Source organism: Pseudomonas tremae (genome assembly GCF_001401155.1).
Classification (GTDB): domain Bacteria; phylum Pseudomonadota; class Gammaproteobacteria; order Pseudomonadales; family Pseudomonadaceae; genus Aquipseudomonas; species Aquipseudomonas tremae.
Genome location: NZ_LJRO01000497.1, coordinates 1 through 1,615, shown reverse-complemented (window position 1 = coordinate 1,615; position 1,615 = coordinate 1). Strand labels below are relative to the sequence as shown.

Annotated in this window: 3 protein-coding genes; all 3 read right to left on the bottom strand. The window is 53.4% G+C overall.

The genetic code is table 11. The features are described from left to right. Window positions 1-336: 336 nt before the first annotated feature. From ALO43_RS27420 to ALO43_RS27410, 3 genes are read right to left on the bottom strand one after another with little or no spacing between them, the layout of a single operon-like run. On the bottom strand, window positions 337-876 hold the full coding sequence (locus tag ALO43_RS27420) for a transposase (RefSeq protein WP_235805221.1): 540 nt from the start codon (window positions 874-876) through the stop codon (window positions 337-339). Then, window positions 876-1,169 (bottom strand): type II toxin-antitoxin system RelE/ParE family toxin, encoded by a 294-nt coding sequence (locus tag ALO43_RS27415; RefSeq protein WP_044322719.1) that lies wholly within the window; start codon window positions 1,167-1,169, stop codon window positions 876-878. Before ALO43_RS27415 ends, ALO43_RS27420 begins: the two co-directional genes overlap by 1 nt. Next, a complete protein-coding gene (locus ALO43_RS27410; protein ID WP_044322718.1) occupies window positions 1,157-1,429 on the bottom strand; it encodes a CopG family ribbon-helix-helix protein in 273 nt (90 codons plus the stop codon). Before ALO43_RS27410 ends, ALO43_RS27415 begins: the two co-directional genes overlap by 13 nt. Window positions 1,430-1,615: the final 186 nt, after the last annotated feature.

Genomic DNA, 1,615 nt, shown 5'->3' with positions numbered 1-1,615 from the left:
TCAGAAGGAATACTAAAATACGTACGTACGTAAACTACAAAAGCACTCATAATGCTCGCCTTCGCTGCGAACCTCTGATTTCTATTTCCTCACCCCGATCAAATCGAGGCCTGTACCCGCTCAGAACTGGCATATGCCCTCTCTAAAGCCCTACATAAAAAGGGCGCTCTATGCTGCAATCTGAGTGATTCGTAAGGGTGAGCCACACCAGATTCCACGTAGGAGCACGGCCGTTAGCGGAAGGGGCTTGGTAACGGGTCGTTATATCGAGAAATGGATGATCCAGGAAGGGGTTCTAATCACAAACAGCCGAAATTTCCGTCGGCGACCTGACGATCACCCGGAAAGCTGCTTGATACGCTCGGCTAGACGGCCGAAAACCTCGTTCACGTATTCCAGAACCTTGGGTTCTGCACCCTGCCTGCGCAGCGAATCTTTGAAAGCATCCAGGTCGGACAGCCATTGCCGATGCAGATGGCTCAGTTCGTCGCGCTGAGGCTGCAAGACTTGAGGGCGGCGCGCATGAAACGCCTGGTAGGTACGCTCAAGCGTGGCCGCCGTGGTCAGCAGTTGCTCGCCTATTTGCTTGTGCTTATCAGAGAACTCGGGCATGCCGTCATAGGGGCGCGACGCCTTTTGGCGTTCGGCTTCGAAGGCATCTTCCATGAGCCGGGCGTAGCAGTAGAACCCAGGGAACTCGCGGGATAGTGCGATGAGTTGCTGGTCGTTGGTGCCGACCCAGATTTTGTTCAAGTCGGGCACGTATCCCATCATGCGATTGATGACGGCATACGCCTCGCTGACGCCTTGTGCGTCAAGCTGCTGCATATGCTGATCGATCTTCTCGGCCAGTCGGCGGAATTCGTTCATACTCATCAGTAGCCTGCCTCTTTCTGGTGCCGAAATGCCAAGATATAGACCGTATCAGCGGCCGCTTCCTGGCGGTACAGAGCCACATAGCCAGAATCTCCGAAGGCGATCACCATCTCGCGTAGCTCCGGCATTTCAGGGAATGGTCGGCCAATGTCGGGGGCTGTTTCCAGTAGCAAGAATTGCCGTTCAATGGCCTGGCCAGCCCGCTTCGCAGCTTCCGGGTCCTTTGCAGCCAAGAACCGCCGGCATCGCTCAAATCCTTGCGCCGCGCCTTCTGTGACGATTACTTGTGGCACTCAGGCACCGCCTTTTCGTCTTGGGTGCCCCAAGTGTTTAACCAAGTACGCACTTCCTGACCGGTCAGGTGCCGACCGGTTTCCTGATAAGCAGCCCAGGAAGCTAAGGCTTCCTGCTTGAAGTTTTCACGGGCTTCCTCTCGTTCGACGTATTGTTGGATGGCTTCAAGCATGATCCAGTGCGGTGAACGGCGGCGCTGACTAGCGAGGTATTGGACGCGGCCTTTGAGCGTATCGTCAATCTTGAGTGATGTTGCCATTGCTGTTCCCTTATCACTTGGTGATACCTAGTAATAATTTAGCCTGTCCCGTTCTGTCCATCAAACAATCATTTGTCGGCCATTCCGAATGTTGTCCGGAAATGTTCTTGATTAATGAGTTTTCGGAAAATAAGATATTCGGACGGAATGACGGACAAAAGGTTAAAAAATGGCTCTAATTGGCTA

Coding starts and splice junctions, on each gene's coding strand:
- ALO43_RS27420 (WP_235805221.1), bottom strand. CDS start 876: ATGAGTATGAACGAATTCCGCCGACTGGCCGAGAAGATCGATCAGCAT.
- ALO43_RS27410 (WP_044322718.1), bottom strand. CDS start 1,429: ATGGCAACATCACTCAAGATTGACGATACGCTCAAAGGCCGCGTCCAA.